Annotated in this window: 13 protein-coding genes; 10 read left to right on the forward strand and 3 right to left on the reverse strand. The window is 63.6% G+C overall.

All coding sequences use genetic code 11. The features are described 5' to 3' along the window. Positions 1-46: 46 nt before the first annotated feature. Positions 47-1315: a cytochrome P450 gene (locus B0E55_RS15955; protein WP_020968863.1), complete on the reverse strand. Its 1269-nt coding sequence runs from the start codon at positions 1313-1315 to the stop codon at positions 47-49. A gap of 128 nt (positions 1316-1443) precedes the next feature. Here B0E55_RS15955 and B0E55_RS15960 point away from each other — a divergent pair, with 128 nt between their 5' ends. Genes B0E55_RS15960 through B0E55_RS15980 form a run of 4 tightly spaced genes read left to right on the forward strand, consistent with a single transcriptional unit; the run spans position 1444 to position 6361 of the window. Then, positions 1444-2079, forward strand: coding sequence for a TetR/AcrR family transcriptional regulator (locus B0E55_RS15960; RefSeq protein ID WP_020968862.1), 636 nt, complete (start codon positions 1444-1446; stop codon positions 2077-2079). Between the two features lie 9 nt (positions 2080-2088). Beyond that, the gene (locus tag B0E55_RS15965) at positions 2089-3504 is read left to right on the forward strand and encodes a hypothetical protein (RefSeq protein WP_080910016.1); all 1416 of its coding nucleotides are present in this window, start codon (positions 2089-2091) and stop codon (positions 3502-3504) included. 13 nt (positions 3505-3517) lie between these two features. Then, entirely contained in the window at positions 3518-4933 is a 1416-nt protein-coding gene (locus tag B0E55_RS15970) for a hypothetical protein (RefSeq protein WP_080910017.1), read from the forward strand. Positions 4934-4981: 48 nt separating this feature from the next. Further along, positions 4982-6361 carry a hypothetical protein gene (locus tag B0E55_RS15980; protein ID WP_241896076.1) on the forward strand — a complete coding sequence of 460 codons (1380 nt, stop codon included), beginning with the start codon at positions 4982-4984 and terminating at the stop codon, positions 6359-6361. Here the strand turns inward: B0E55_RS15980 and B0E55_RS15985 are convergent. Next, positions 6318-6743, reverse strand: coding sequence for an NUDIX hydrolase (locus tag B0E55_RS15985; RefSeq protein ID WP_080910031.1), 426 nt, complete (start codon positions 6741-6743; stop codon positions 6318-6320). The genes B0E55_RS15980 and B0E55_RS15985 overlap by 44 nt on opposite strands. Positions 6744-6933: 190 nt before the next feature. On the opposite strand from B0E55_RS15985, the gene B0E55_RS15990 reads away from it, so the two are divergent. The 6 genes from B0E55_RS15990 to mnhG are packed head-to-tail and all read left to right on the forward strand — an operon-like array spanning position 6934 to position 13273. After that, positions 6934-9771: a Na+/H+ antiporter subunit A gene (locus B0E55_RS15990; RefSeq protein WP_080910019.1), complete on the forward strand. Its 2838-nt coding sequence runs from the start codon at positions 6934-6936 to the stop codon at positions 9769-9771. Next, entirely contained in the window at positions 9768-10400 is a 633-nt protein-coding gene (locus tag B0E55_RS15995) for a Na(+)/H(+) antiporter subunit C (protein ID WP_019744495.1), read from the forward strand. Before B0E55_RS15990 ends, B0E55_RS15995 begins: the two co-directional genes overlap by 4 nt. Continuing rightward, positions 10397-12097, forward strand: a complete 1701-nt coding sequence (locus tag B0E55_RS16000) for a Na+/H+ antiporter subunit D (RefSeq protein ID WP_080910020.1) — start codon at positions 10397-10399, stop codon at positions 12095-12097. Before B0E55_RS15995 ends, B0E55_RS16000 begins: the two co-directional genes overlap by 4 nt. Then, a complete protein-coding gene (locus tag B0E55_RS16005) occupies positions 12094-12666 on the forward strand; it encodes a Na+/H+ antiporter subunit E (protein WP_003945063.1) in 573 nt (190 codons plus the stop codon). Before B0E55_RS16000 ends, B0E55_RS16005 begins: the two co-directional genes overlap by 4 nt. Then, positions 12663-12932, forward strand: a complete 270-nt coding sequence (locus B0E55_RS16010) for a monovalent cation/H+ antiporter complex subunit F (protein ID WP_003945061.1) — start codon at positions 12663-12665, stop codon at positions 12930-12932. Before B0E55_RS16005 ends, B0E55_RS16010 begins: the two co-directional genes overlap by 4 nt. Continuing rightward, on the forward strand, positions 12929-13273 hold the full coding sequence (gene mnhG, locus B0E55_RS16015; RefSeq protein ID WP_003945045.1) for a monovalent cation/H(+) antiporter subunit G: 345 nt from the start codon (positions 12929-12931) through the stop codon (positions 13271-13273). Before B0E55_RS16010 ends, mnhG begins: the two co-directional genes overlap by 4 nt. On the opposite strand, the gene B0E55_RS16020 is transcribed toward mnhG, so the two are convergent. After that, entirely contained in the window at positions 13239-14606 is a 1368-nt protein-coding gene (locus B0E55_RS16020) for a phosphatase PAP2 family protein (RefSeq protein ID WP_021333973.1), read from the reverse strand. The two genes, mnhG and B0E55_RS16020, sit on opposite strands and share 35 nt — an antisense overlap. Positions 14607-14645 lie beyond the last annotated feature (39 nt).

The following is a 14645-nucleotide window of genomic DNA, read 5'->3' on the forward strand; positions in this document are numbered from 1 at the left end:
GCGGTGGCTCCTCGAGATCGTGGGGTGTACCTCTCACCTACCGACTCTAGTGAGCGACCGGGCAGCCTGTGCTCTTGTAATCGACCTGGAACTCCTTGATGCCGTTGATCCAACCCGAGCGCAGACGGCGCGGATCACCGATCTTGGTGATGTCCGGGACGTTGTCGGCAATCGCATTGAACATCAAGTCGATCTCCATGCGAGCGAGGTTTGCACCGATGCAGAAGTGCGCGCCCGTTCCGCCGAAGCCCAAGTGCGGATTGGGGTTACGAGTGATGTCGAACGTCATCGGGTTATCGAACACGTCCTCGTCGAAGTTCGCGGAGCTGTACAGCATCACCACGCGCTGCCCCTTCTTGATCGACACTCCTGCCAGCTCGGTGTCCTCGAGCGCGGTGCGCTGGAAGGCGGTGACGGGTGTCGCCCACCGGACGATCTCGTCGGCCGTCGTCTTGGGACGTTCCTTCTTGTACAGCTCCCACTGCTCGGGGTTGTCCAGGAACGCGATCATTCCGTGCGTGATGGCGTTGCGGGTGGTCTCGTTCCCTGCGACCGCCAGGATGAGCACGAAGAACCCGAACTCCTCCGGGCTCAAAGCGTCGCCGTCGATGTCGGCCTGGACCAGTGTGGTGACGATGTCATCTGCCGGACAGGTACGACGCGCGTCTGCCATTTGGTACGCGTATCCGAGGACCTCGGTGGACGCGACTGCCGGATCACCCTGGTATTCCGGGTCGTCGTAGCCCATCATCTCGTTGGACCACTTGAACAGCTTGTCCCGATCGTCCTGCGGTACACCGATCAGATCCGCGATCGCCTGGAGCGGCAGCTCGCTGGCAACCTGCTTCACGAAGTCGCCCGGGCCTTCGCTCACAGCCGTGTCGACGATGCTGCGCGCACGACGATCCAATTCGTCGCGCATGCCGTTGATCGCGCGCGGCGTGAACAGCTTCGAAATCAGCTTGCGGAGCTTGGTGTGCTCCGGCGCATCCTTGTTGAGCAGAAGATGCCGGAGCATCTCGACGGCCTCACGTGGCATGTCGTCGGCGAAACGCGCGATCGCGGTGTTCTCCCAGCTCGAGAACACATCGCTGCGCTGGCTGACCTCTTTGACGTCAGCGTGACGCGAGACCACCCAGTAGCCCTCGTCCTGGAATCCACCAACGGTCGGCGGCTGCTCACACCACCACACGGGCGCGCTTCGACGCAGTTCGGCGAATTCCTCGAAAGGGATCCGCTCCCCGAGGACAGCAGGATCGGTGACGTCGAATCCGGCCGGTAGGTCAGGCGTGCGAGTTGTGTCCGAGATGGTCATGGCGTCCTCTGATCGGTCGATTGTGCGCTACACCACAGAGTAGCTTTCACTAACGGGCTGTCAAGTGAAAGACGGAGAGTCTCGTGCAACTGACCCGTGAGAGCCCCCGCGGCACTAGGATCCCGGTAATGACAGATACCTCCGGCAGACTGACGCTGCGAGAGAAGCAGAAGCAGCGAACCCGCGCAGACCTCGTGGATGCCGCCGGCGCGCTCTTCACCGAACGCGGATACGCGGCTGTCACCGTCGAGGACATCGCCGGCCGGGTCGGTTGCAGCCGCGCCACCTTCTACCTGCACTTCCCCGGCAAGATCGACATACTCAAGGCCCTCGGCTCGAACACGGTCGTATCCAGCACGCTCGCGATATTCCAGGATCTCGACCACGTACTCGATTCCGGTTCGCGCGAAGAATTCGCCGGCTGGATCAACCGCGCTCTCGACTGGTGCCGCGATCACCACCACATGATGCGGGCATGGGACGAGGCCATGGTCCTCGAACCCGAATTCCGGACACTGGCCCGCGAAGGCATCTCTGCACTGCCCAACGCGATGCCGTCGTACCTGGCCCGCTGGCCGCAGAGCCGACACGACGAGGCAAAACTCCGGGTCGAACTCCTGCTGACACAGATCGAGCGCTTCTTCATTCGCTGGGCGGAACAGGGCGCAATCACCGCGGGTGCGGACGTCGCAGCAGACGTTCTCACCGACATCTGGTTTCCGGCACTCACGCCGCCCACGACCGATGTTGCGGCGCCGCGATAGGTTGGCCCGATGCCACTCGACCTTCGAGCGATCCTCACCACCGTCGCTGCACTCCTGTCCGGGATACTCGCGGCGCTGGCCCTGACCAATCCCGTTCTTCGCGACTGGGCCATCGTGGCCTCCCCGTCGGAAGTAGATCGCTGGATCAGCAGCGGACCGACTGCTGTCGGACTCGGCGCCGTGATCGCCGTGCTTGCCTGCGCCCTCTCACAACGTCGCGGGTCCCGTCGGGCGGCGTGGATCGCGATCGCCGCCGGCGTCGCCGTCATCGCGATCGTTCGGGCAGTCGTACCCGAAGTTGCGTCACTGGACCTGCTGATCGCCTTGATCATCGTCAAAAGTGTTGCAGCCGGCACCATTCTGGGCTGCGTGGTTGCCGTCAGTTGGGACCGCACTGCCACGAAGAACGCGACACTCCTCGGTATGCTCGCCACCTTCCTCGCGATCCGCACGTTCGCCGGTGGGACAGCCAGGATGACGACGTCTTCGGTGGGTGAGCCGTCGTGGTGGCTGATCGGCGCCACGGCCGCAGCAGCAATCGCCTGTGCAGTGACCGCGCAAGCCGGCTTCCGGATTCGCAAGCCGGACTCGGGTGAAATCCGCATCGCTCTCGTGGTGATCACCGCGCTGGCGATCGGGCATCGAGTGCTCGGCGCCGTGATCGACCGCCAGCAATACGCGTCCGAGGCGACCGCCTGGATCGTCATGGTTTTGGCGGCAGGCGCTGCGCTCGCCTTGACGTGGATCGCCGCTTACCGCCTCGGCGACGCCTCCGGTGCTGGTGGCAAGTTCCTCTGGGCGGCAACCGCACTGGCCGCTGCGTCGGCCCCGCTCTTCGTCGACATCGCGAAGGGTTCCGGCCACTGGGGAGACCTGAAGTCCCCTTGGGTACTGGTGCTTTTCGCGGCCCTTCCGGTCGCCGTCGGATTGAGGCTGCACAAGCAGGTGCCACACTTCGTGCCCATCGCCGTTCTCGTTGCGGTTCCACTGTCAGAACTACTGCCCTTCGACTCCGCGCACGGCGTCTGGTCAATCGCGCTGAAGATCGCCGCGCTGGGCCTCGCCGCCGGTTTGCTGTTCGGTTCCCTTGCTCCCGGCAGCCTCGTCGACGCCACACTCGGACTCGCCATTCCCTTTGCCGCGATGACCTTCTCGTCGATCGCCATTCTCACCGATCAGCTCACCGCGCCGCCAGAGTTGACAGCGGCAGACATTCAGCGATTGATGGAACTTCCCATCCCGGCGCACGTCAGCGCCAACGGAGGACTATTCGGACGCGGAATAGGCATCACCATCGACTACGTCACCCCTCAGACCGTCGGCGCTGCAATCCTCTTCGCCCTGATCATCGGCTTCTGTGGTGCGGCGATCCTTCGACGATCCCACCCACCCGTCGAGGTATCGGAACCCACCGAGACCGCCTGATCGGGACAGACCGATGACCATCGACCTCCGGTCATGGACCGGCGCCCTCGCGGCCTTTCTCTCGGGAATCCTTGCCGCCCTGGCGCTGACGAACCCAGCGCGAATGAGATGGCCTGTTACCGAACCGCAGTCGAAGATCGACCAATGGATCAGCAGCCAATCCACCAGCGTCGTGGTGGGTGCCATCGTCGCCGTAGGGGCCTGCGCGTATCTCCAGCACCGCGGTTCTCGCAGGCGTGCGTGGGCGTTTGTGTACTCGGGCGTCGTCGTGTTGATTCTGATCAGATTCCTCGTCGCCGAAGAAGTCGGTCTTGATCTGCTGAGCGTTCTGGGTTTCGCCAAAACCATTGCAGCCGGACTCATCCTGGGCGGCGCTGTCGCCGCATCGTGGGACAGCCGCCTCGGACGCAACCTGCTGATCATTGGCGTGGTGTCGACGTGGTTGGCCGCGCAATCGTCCACCGGCGATTTGATACCCGTCAGCACGTCGTCCATCGGCGAACCTGCCTGGGCACTTCTGTTGCTGACCCTGATCTGCGCAGTGGCGTGCGCAGTGACAGACGACTCCGAATTGCGGATCAGCGAAAGCGAACCGGGCGTCGCCGCAGCCGCTCTGGCAGTTGTCACCGGCCTCGCCATCACCCAACGGATTCTGAGTTCGGTCGTCGACCGGCAAGAGAACCCACCGACGTTTTCGGGTTGGCTGGTCATGGTCGCGTCCACCGTCGCCGTCCTCACCCTGACCTGGTTCTGTGTGAGGAGACTGGACACAACTTCAGGAAGTGGCGGATTCCTTTGGGCTGCAACCGCTGTTGGAGCCGCCGCCACGACGGTGTTCGCGGATCTGACCGACCGCTTCTTTCTCGACGGTGACCGAACCTCGCCGTTGGTGATCGCTGCCCTCGCGATCATCGCGGTCGTCTTCGGGTTGTCGCGTTCTCGACACCGGGATCGCACGATCGCAGGTCTGGCTCTACTGGCTGCGATCCCGTTGTCGGAGTGGATCTTCGACGGCGAACACGAACTGGCTCTGCTGCTCCGCATCGTCGCGCTGGGCGTCGGGTCGGGATTGCTGCTCGGATCCGTTCTGCCGTCGAATCCCGTCATCGGGGCGCTGGGGTTGACGGTTCCTTTCACTGCCCTGGTCTTCATGTCGATCGGGCAGCACGAGATCGAAACAGTGTCGTCAACGTACGTCAAGCACGATCCGTCATCGACGTACTTGCAGGACGAGTCCGGACTGCGAGCCTACGTCGACGCAACCGAGCCCGACGCAGCCTTCCGAGCCGACGCCGCGTTCGTTATCGTCGATGCAACTGAAGATCCGCCACGCTCCGACGGCGCGGCACTCCTGATGTGTGTAGTCGTCGTCGCCACCGGGATCGCGCTCCGCCGCCGCAGCCCCGTTGACACACCGTCACCGGACTGAGACCTCCTATTGCGGTGCAACTGGTACCGGATTGACTATTTTGGAGCAGTGCCCATCGCCCGCAGGACGCTGCTCGTCGCACTGAGTGGTGTGACGGCATTCGTCGTCACCGTCGTCGCTTTGGCACCGTTCGTGAACAGCCAGTCGACGTCGATTTCGACGGGCGACCGATTCTGGTCCATCTCGACCATCGGCGCCGGCGTCTTGGCTGTGGTCGCGGTCGGGACAGCCGCGATGATGGCCCGTTGCCGATTGCGGACCGCGGCCATGACGGTCTTCGGCGGCCTCCTACTCGAACTGCCCGGGCTCTACGATCACAACTTCGAGGCACTCTCGCCCGTCGGTGCGGGAGTCGCTGTCGGCGCGGTGACGGTTGCTGCCGCTCCCCGGGTTCGAGCTGCCTCGGTCGCGGGAACGATTGTGGCTGTGCATGTCTCGGATTCACTCCTGGACGAAGACGCAATTCCTCGGCGGTACGCGGACTACATCGCCGACAACACCAACCAGTTTCAACCACCAGTGTTGGGGGCAACACTTCTCGCGCTCGCTTTGGCCGCCGCCTGCGTCGCCGCGTTCTGGTTCCACGATTTCGACAAGGACCACCCCAAGGAACGGATGGCCGTTCGGCCGGTGACTATCGCGGCGGTGCTCACTCTCTTCGGGGTCGCGGCAAATTGGTGGTTCGAGATCACCACCGTCACGGCGGCCGTACCCCTTCTACTCGTCGCGCTCGTAATCACGGTGATCTGCGCGCGGGTGCTGGGCGACGGCGGTCGAATCCTGCTGATGTGTACCGCCGCCGTCGCAACTCTGGCGGCGGTTTCGGCGAACCGTCCCGCAACCGAGGCCATGGAGTGGTCGAAGACCCCCGCCTCCACCGCCGTCGTGATCGGAGTCGTCATCGTCGCCGCGGCAGCAATCGGCGCGATCGCTCCCTCGCGGGTCGTCGGCTACGGATTGCTCCTGACGGTGACGGTCGCCGGGATCGTCAGCTACGCCACGTCGCCGTCGCCGAAGATCGGTGACGTTCTCACGATCAGCGATCTTCTTGTCGCCTTCACCTCTGCGGTCGTCACGTACGCGATCGCCAGCGCGATGTACCGAGAGCCACCGCGGACCGGAGCGTCACGAGCCCTCGTCGGACTCGGTGTCATCTTCGGCCCGACGGCGCTGGCCCTGCTCGTCTATCCGCAGTTCGACTACGGATGGACCGCGTACACGCCGCTCGACGAGAACAAGCCCTTCAACGGCATCACGACGGTCGGCCCGTTCGAAATCTCGACCGACATCCTGATACTCGACGCCTTGGCACTGATCATCGTGGCCGTCTGCGCCTATGCAAGTCTGCGCTTGGGGCGAGTCAATCGATCCGTACCTCCGCCGATCAGTCGATCAGATCCATCGACGCCAGGCGATGGAACACTTTGAGTGATCCCGGCGCCACCTCGTCCATCGCTGCGTACTCGGCGAGCGTGAAATAGCTGAACTCGGCGATCTCGCTGGTCGGGCGCGGGTCTCCGGCCATCTCCGCCAGATAACAACTCATGTGCAGGCCCGTGTCCGCGGAATGTCCGAAAGCGTGAGCCTCGAAGACGTCGAGGAACGTGACCGTCCCGTCGACCAGATCGACGTCGAGTTCCTCCCGAATTTCGCGGTGCAGTGCCTGCTCGGGCGTCTCACCCGGGTCGATCTTTCCGCCGGCCATGTAGAACGCGGTCTTGCCCACGGACCGGGTCTGGATCAGCTTGCGGTCACGAATGTGCGCAAGGGCGGCGGTACGGATGATCGTGGTGGGAGTCGACGAATTCACGTCGTCCAACCTACGTGTATCAGCGAGTGCCGATGATGTCCGAATCGACTCGCTGCACATCGAAACTGCCACGCCCGGTAATATGTACGCAAAGACAACCTCTCCGACTAGGTGAATTGTCTCGTTAATCCGATAGGTTCGATTTTGTTCGGACACCCCGCCGCCCGCTGACAACACGACGGAGTGCCTTTTGCTCGCTATCTTGCTTGCCCATGCCGTTGCCGCCCTCTTGGCTCCGCTTGTGGTGCGCAGGTTAGGGCGAAACGGCTTCTTCCCCCTCGCGATAGTCCCCTTCGCCAGCCTCGGCTGGGTCATCGACAAATGGGGCACCGTCGAGACGCTGCACATCACCTGGGTTCCCGGCCTGTCGATGGACATCGACTTCAGATTCGACGCGCTTTCCGCCATCATGGCCGTGCTCGTCCTGGGCGTCGGCACGCTGATCCTGATCTACTGCGCCCGCTACTTCAACGACGACGAACCTCGACTCGGCATCTTCGCCGCCGAGATGGTCGCCTTCGCGGGTGCCATGTTCGGACTCGTGACCAGCGACAACATGCTGCTTCTCTACGTGTTCTGGGAACTGACGACCGTCTTGTCGTTCCTGCTCGTGGGTCACTACGCCGAACGCGCCACCAGTCGCCGCGCCGCGACCCAGGCACTGCTGGTCACCACCGCCGGTGGTCTGGCGATGTTGGTCGGCATGATCATCCTCGGCCAGGTCGGCGGCAGCTACAACCTGTCCGAACTGGTCGCGAACCCGCCGACGGGGTGGCTCCCGTCCGTCGCGATCGTCTTGATCCTGATCGGTGCGCTCTCCAAATCGGCAATCGTGCCCCTGCACTTCTGGCTGCCAGGTGCGATGGCCGCACCCACCCCTGTCAGCGGTTATCTTCACGCGGCAGCAATGGTCAAGGCCGGTATCTACCTCGTCGCGCGTCTGGCTCCCGGGTACGCCGATTCGCCGCCGTGGCGCATCACCATCATCAGTTTGGGTCTGCTGTCGATGATCCTCGCCGGTTGGCGAGCCATGCGCGCGTACGACCTCAAACTCGTCCTCGCCTTCGGAACCGTCAGCCAACTCGGCTTCATGATGGTCCTGGTCGGCATCGGCACGCGTGACGCCGCCCTGGCCGGCATGACGATGGTCGTGGCGCACGCGATGTTCAAGGCCGCACTCTTCATGGTCGTTGGCATCATCGATCACACCACCGGCACCCGTGACCTGCGCAAACTTGCTCACCTGGGTAAAGCGGCACCCGCTCTCGCGATCATCGCGAGCCTCGCTGCCGCCAGCATGGCCGGTCTACCACCGCTACTCGGATTCGTCGGCAAGGAAGCCGCACTCGAATCAGTTCTCGAAACGAACGCGCTCGGCCACTGGTCGTCGATCGCCGTCGTCACGGTGATCGTGTTGGGCTCGATCCTGACCGTCGGCTACAGCGTCCGGTTCATCTGGGGAGCCTTCGGACGCAAGACCTTGAGCAAGCCGAGTCCGGCCGTGAGCAAGATGCACAAGCCGGGTTGGCTGTTCCTGTTCGCGCCCGGCCTACTCGCGGTTCTCGGTCTGGCCGCCGGCATTCTCTCGCCCCAACTCGAGAAGTTGCTGACGCCGTACTCGACCACACTGGCCCCCGGACCTCACGCCGACTACCACCTCGCGCTGTGGCACGGATTCAACACTCCACTGCTGCTCACCTGCATCGTCATCGCCGGCGGCATCGCGCTCTACATCGCGCAGCGTCAGATCAGCCGCCTGCACTTCGAGCACCCGCCGCTCGGCAACGCCGACCGCATCTACGACGCGACCCTGCGCGGCATGGACACCATCTCGATGCGCCTGACCGGTGCCACTCAGCGTGGTTCGCTCCCCCGCACGCAGTCGACGATTCTCGCGACGCTGGTCGTGGTGCCACTGTTCCTGCTGATCATCGACACCGATGGCGGCGGAGTCGACCTTCGGATGTGGGATTCACCCATCCAGTTCACTATCGCGCTGATGATGATTTCGGCCGCCATCGCCGCGACGCTGATGCGCAACCGACTCGCCAGCGTCATCCTCGTCGGACTCACCGGCTACGGCTGCGGCGTGTTGTTCGCGCTGCACGGCGCACCCGACCTCGCGCTGACCCAGTTCCTCGTCGAAACCTTGACCCTCGTGATCTTCGTGCTGGTACTGCGGAAGTTCCCCGCAGAGGTCGACGAGAGCAAGGCAATCGGCTTCAAGTGGCCGCGTGCGGCACTCGCCGTCGCCGTCGGTATCACCGTCACCACCATCGCGGCCTTCGCGACCAATGCCCGAAACACTCGTCCGATCTACGAACTGCTTCCCGACGCGGCCTACGACCTGGGCAACGGCAAGAACGTCGTCAACGTCCTACTCGTCGACATCCGCGCATGGGACACGCTCGGTGAGATCTCGGTCCTGCTGGTCGCGGCAACCGGCGTCGCCAGCCTCGTGTTCCGCAACCGCCGCTTCGGCATCGCGCCGCGAGTCGCGGACGCCCCCTCCGTCATCGTCGACAAGGCAGCGGCCAACTCGGACACGACGTGGTTGCGCGGCGGAGACCTCATCGATCCTCGACACCGTTCGCTGGTTCTCGAGGTCACCACGAGGTTGATCTTCCCGACCATCATGGTGTTGTCGATCTACTTCTTCTTCTCCGGTCACAATGCCCCCGGCGGCGGTTTCGCCGGAGGCCTGACGGCCGGCCTCGCCCTCGTGCTGCGTTACCTCGCCGGTGGCCGCTACGAACTCGGTGAAGCCGTACCCATCGACGCGGGCAAGATTCTCGGCCTCGGTTTGGCACTGGCCGCGGGCACCGCCCTGGTGTCGCTGTTCCTCGGCGCTCCGGCACTCTCGTCGGCTGTCTTCGAGTTCACGCTCCCGCTCATCGGCCACGTCAAACTGGTCACCGCACTGTTCTTCGACCTGGGCGTCTACCTCATCGTGGTCGGCCTGGTCCTGGACGTACTCCGAAGTCTCGGCGCCCGCCTCGACGCAGAAATCGAGGTGAAAGCACCATGAGCGCAAATATCGGAATGCTGATCCTGATCGGCGTCCTCACGTCGGCCGGTGTCTACCTGCTGATCGAACGAAGCATCACCCGGATGCTCCTCGGTCTACTTCTATTCGGTAACGCCATCAACCTCTTGATCCTGACCGTAGGTGGATCGGACGGGAATCCGCCCATCGTCGGCCGAGATTCGGTCCACGAGGAGATAGCGGATCCGCTCGCCCAGGGCATGATCCTGACGGCCATCGTGATCACGATGGGTATCGCCGGCTTCGTTCTGGCACTGGCGTACCGGTCTTACAAGATCAACACCGCCGACGCCGTCGAGGACGATCCCGAGGACACCAAGATCCTCAAGCGGCGCCTGCCTGCCGACGCTCCCGACCACGACCGCTCCGACGACCCGGTCACCGGTGCCCCGAGCATCGGCGGCGACGCATTCGACAAGGACGGCAACCCTATTCCCCTCGAACAACTGGTCAACCTCGAGGACATCGAATGCTACGACGACCTCCACGACGGCGACTTCGAGGACGAACCGGTACCCGACTGGGCCACCGACCTTGCTCGTAAGAAGGAATCCGAGAAGCGGCGCAAAGACGCTCGCCAGACCAAGATCGAGGGAGGTGGCGGCGCATGACCATCTCGGACAACCTGATGGGAGCCCTTGCGCCCCTGCCCGTCCTGATCCCGATGCTGGCCGCAGCTGCGACGCTGGTTGTCGGCCGACGTCCGCGTTTCCAGCGTGTCATCACACTGATCGCGCTCATCGGCGTCGTCGCGGTGTCTGGCTTGCTGCTCTACCTCGCCGACCGCGACGGTACGACGGCCGTTCAGGTCGGCGGCTGGGACTCCCCCATCGGCATCACACTCGTCGTCGACCGTCTCTCGGCGATGATGCTCGTGGTCTCGTCGGTGGTGTTGCTCGCCGTCATGATCTACGCGATCGGTCAGGGTATTCGCGACGGTAGCGAGGCCCAGCCGGTCTCGATCTTCCTGCCGACCTATCTCGCATTGACCGCCGGTATCTCGAACGCGTTCCTCGCCGGTGACCTCTTCAACCTGTACGTCGGATTCGAGGTCCTGCTCGCCGCGAGTTTCGTGCTCCTGACGCTCGGTGCCAGCGCCGACCGCGTTCGGGCCGGTGTCTCGTACGTGATGGTCTCGATGGTGTCCTCGCTGATCTTCCTGGCGGGCATCGCCTTCGCCTATGCGGCGACCGGCACCCTCAACATGGCCGACATGGCCCTGCGCTTCGACAACATTCCGCCGGGCACACGAACCGCCATCTTCGCTGTCCTGCTCGTGGCGTTCGGCATCAAGGCTGCGGTCTTCCCGCTGTCGGCGTGGCTACCGGACTCGTATCCGACCGCGCCCGCACCGATCACTGCCGTCTTCGCCGGGTTGCTCACCAAGGTCGGTGTGTACGCGATCATCCGCGCGCACTCGTTGCTGTTCCCGCAAGGAGAACTCGACAACGTACTGATGGTGTGCGGTCTGCTCACGATGGTGGTCGGCATCATGGGTGCCATCGCGCAGAGCGACATCAAACGTCTGCTCTCGTTCACACTGGTCAGCCATATCGGTTACATGATCTTCGGTATCGCACTGTCCACGACGTCCGGGCTGTCCGGCGCGATCTACTACGTCGCCCATCACATCATCGTGCAGACGACGCTCTTCCTCGTCGTGGGTCTGATCGAACGACAAGCCGGGTCGTCGTCGCTGCGCCGTCTCGGCGGTCTGGCTGCGGCCAGCCCGATCCTCGCGATCGTCTTCCTGATCCCGGCACTGAATCTCGGTGGTATCCCGCCGTTCTCGGGCTTCATCGGCAAGGTCGCGCTCCTGCAGGCCGGTGCGGCCGACGCCAGCGCGCTGGCCTGGATCCTCGTCGCCGGCGGCACGATCACCAGCTTGCTGACGCTCTACGCCGTCGCCCGCGTGTGGACCAAGGCCTTCTGGCGAGCCCGCGCCGACGCGCCCGAAGGTGACCTCGCCGACGTCAGCCCGTCAGCACTGATCGACGAGTCCGAAGAGGACATCGCGTTCGTCGACCGCGAGGACGTCGGCAAGATTCCGGTCTTCATGCTGATTCCGACGGTCGGACTCGTCATCGTCGGCCTGGCACTGACGGTGTTCGCAGGCCGGATCATCGACATCAGCGACAGAGCGGCGAAGGATCTGCAAGACCGGTCCATCTACATCGACGCGGTTCTCGGCAACCACCGATCCGTGCCGGTCGACGAAGCTCCCGTCGCTGCAGACGACCCTGCTGTAGCTCCCAGTACCGATGCCCCGAACAGCGATGTCCCGAACACCGAGGAGGCTCCGCGATGAAACGCGAACAGGTACTCCGCGTCGGGATCCTGCTGTGGCTGATGGTCGTATGGATCCTGTTGTGGGGCAACATCAGTTTCGGCAACATCTTCGGCGGACTCGCCGTCGGCCTGATCATCATGGTCCTGCTTCCCCTCCCTCGCGTACCGGTCGAGGGTCGGGTACATCTGTTGTCGATTCTGCGCCTGCTGTGGATGATCGTGTACTACGCGATCCAGTCGAGTATCCAGGTCGCGTGGCTGGCGATCCGTCCGTCGCCGCCGCCGGTCACCGGAGTTCTGCGTTACCAACTCGGGATCAAGTCCGACCTGGTTCTCACGCTGTGCATCGACGTACTGAACCTGATCCCGGGCACCATGGTTCTCGAGATCGACCAGAACCGGCGCATCGTCTACGTCCACGTGCTCGACGTCGGATCGCAGAAAGCCGTCAGCGCGTTCTACCGCTCGGTGGAGGATCTCGAGCGGTTGTTCATCGCGTCGTTCGAACGTGATTCGGACTGGCAACCCAGCCCGTGGCACCAGCGCGACTACGAATTCGATGCACCCCGGCAGGAGGACCAACCATGAACGGGTTCATCACCACGATCTTGATCATTTCCGGAGTGATTCTGCTGATCGCCGCCGTACTGACCACGTTCCGATTGCTCGACGGTCCGAGCTCACTCGACCGCCTCGTCGCTCTGGACACGATCATCGCGGTCTCGATGTGTGGACTCGCCGTCTGGGCCGCGTACAGCAAAGACACCACGATCGTTCCCGCGATCGTGGCGCTGGCACTGGTCGGCTTCATCGGTTCCGTGTCCGTCGCGCGCTTCCGGGTGAGTGACCAGTGATCGGCAACATCCTCGACACGATCGGGGCCATCTCCATCTTCCTCGGCGCGCTGCTCGCGCTGACCGCCGCGGTGGGAATCGTTCGCTTCCCCGACACCCTGCGTCGTATGCACGCGGCCACGAAACCTCAGGTGGTCGGACTTATCCTGGTTCTGATGGGTGCCGTGTTTCTGCTTCGTGGGAGCGTCGACATCTGGATGTTGGTCCTGGTGGGCATCTTCACGCTGCTGACCGCGCCCGTGATCGCGCACAGCGTCGGCCGAGTCGCCTACCGCGAACAGCGCGAAGAGGACGACCTCATGAAGATCAACGAGCTGGAAGACCCGGACTCTCTCCTGTAGCGGCATCCCACTCGCCGTCGCGCTCGCCCCACACCGCAAGTGCAGTGCCGGGGCGGGCGAAGAAGGTGGCGAAGTACGCGACCGACATGAGAACCAGGACAGCCATCAGCAGCGGCCCGAAGATCGCCGGGTACTCGGCCATCTGCACCGCAGCGAACCGGTACGAGAGCAACAACCCCGCGAGTAGTGCCGAGCCACCGATCAACAGACGCACTCGGAACCACCCCCAGCCTCGCTCAGGATCCCGTAGCGCCGCATCGAGGGTCAAGCACAGGACGGCACCGGCAATGAGGTCGACGCCGTAGTGGAATCCGAAACCGAGCGTCGCGGTCAGGGTCGCAACGAGCCAGAACGATCCCAGGCTGCGAATCCACCACGGCCCGCTGCGCGAGTGGATGAACAATGCGACCGCCCACGCGGTGTGCAGGCTCGGCATGCAGTTTCGCGGTGCGGCGTCGTCGAACGGCAGCGACGACGGTGATGCGAAGTCGAAGTTGGGCACGATGTTCGGCCAGTAGTCACCGATCTGGAATCCGAACCCACGCGGACCGAAGGCGAACACCGGGCCGACCACCGGGAACAGGACGTAGAAGATCGGGCCGATCAGCCCGATGAGCAGGAACGTGCGCAGCAGGTGATGCGACGGCCATCCCTTACGTACTTGATAGAGAGCAACCACGATCACCGCGACCGGCAGTTCGACGTAGATCCAGTCGAGGGCTGCTGCACCGACGGGGCCCATGGCGTCGACGATCTGGCCCATCACCCACGACGGATTTCCGAGAGCCTGGTCGGCGAGGAACACGTACTCGTCCCACACGTCGGTACCGACGAGAATGGTGATCTCCAGCCACGTCTCGGCAACCTTGGCGGCGATGATGAGCAACGCGCCGAGAGCGACGCCGTGCAGAACGCTGAGTCGACGCTCGCCGGACAACTTCCACACCGCGTACACCGCGATGGCCGTCAGTACCCAGGTGCCGCCGGTGCCCATAGTCAGCGGTCCACCCGAGAACCAGCGGATCGCGCCGACGACCACGTCGATGACAACGGCCGCGGATACCGCGTAGATGCGTTCTTTGTTGTTCAGTCCAACCAGCGCGAGAGCGAGACCCACCCAGGGCATGGTCGCCGAGCGAGGAACGAGGAAGTAGTCGCCGAACAGGCTTTCCACCGGACCGAGATAGCCCTTGTACGACGCGAACGCCTGCACACCCAGGACCAGCACGGTCAATGCTGCTGTGCCGATCAGAAGGAGTCGATGAGAACTCGACCACGAACGATCCGACTGTCCGGGTACGCCCCCTCGTTGGGACCAACTGTCTATCAACACCGGACAATAGTAAACGCCGTGTGAACCGAATATGGACGC

Origin of the sequence: Rhodococcus sp. 66b (assembly GCF_002076325.1) — a bacterium.
GTDB classification, from domain to species: Bacteria; Actinomycetota; Actinomycetes; order Mycobacteriales; family Mycobacteriaceae; genus Rhodococcus_F; species Rhodococcus_F erythropolis.